The organism is Citrobacter sp. Awk 2 (genome assembly GCF_028069815.1).
Taxonomy (GTDB): Bacteria; Pseudomonadota; Gammaproteobacteria; order Enterobacterales; family Enterobacteriaceae; genus Citrobacter.
Genome location: NZ_JANEWL010000252.1, coordinates 1 through 547, shown reverse-complemented (window position 1 = coordinate 547; position 547 = coordinate 1). Strand labels below are relative to the sequence as shown.

2 protein-coding genes are annotated in these 547 nt (G+C 40.8%); both read left to right on the top strand.

Features of this window, described 5'->3' with window-relative positions:
* The first annotated feature begins 197 nt into the window (after positions 1-197).
* Positions 198-338: a YmiA family putative membrane protein gene (locus NNO02_RS23495; protein ID WP_249357519.1), complete on the top strand. Its 141-nt coding sequence runs from the start codon at positions 198-200 to the stop codon at positions 336-338.
* Positions 339-341: 3 nt separating this feature from the next.
* Positions 342-512, top strand: a complete 171-nt coding sequence (locus NNO02_RS23490; RefSeq protein ID WP_271442904.1) for a hypothetical protein — start codon at positions 342-344, stop codon at positions 510-512.
* Positions 513-547 lie beyond the last annotated feature (35 nt).

Below are 547 nucleotides of genomic sequence, written 5' to 3'. Positions count from 1 at the left end.
CTCCAAAGTAGTTTCAAATGAGTAAGCCTGCCAAAATCCCTTTCAAATATTTATAACTGATCAAACAATTAAGTTATTTATAAAGCTGGGTTCGAAAATTATCTGGCTTTTTCAGGCTGTTTTTATTAGGATTCCTCTTACCTGATGATTAATTGTACCGATTGTTTGGTGCCTAAATGATAAGTGATTTCGATAGTATGAGGTTAGCAATGCCTTCTGGAAACCAGCCTGCGCGCAGAGATCCCGCGATGAAACGTAAAGCATGGTTCACCGTGTTTCTGGGCTCCGCCGTGTTCTGGATCGTGGTTGCTCTGGTGGTCTGGAAAGTGTGGGGGTAAGTGATGTCCACACAGGAACAACAGTCCACTGTTACACCTGCTCATCATGATAATGAGCAAGCGAATGAAACCGTTGTAGAAAAAAAGCAGGATATTCCCGCTTCGTGGGATCTTTCATCTGAGCAACGGGCATTTATTGATCTATTTATTGAAGATGATAAGCAAGAACAATAAGCAATACGTTTTTAGAATAATAAGTATTAGCGTGC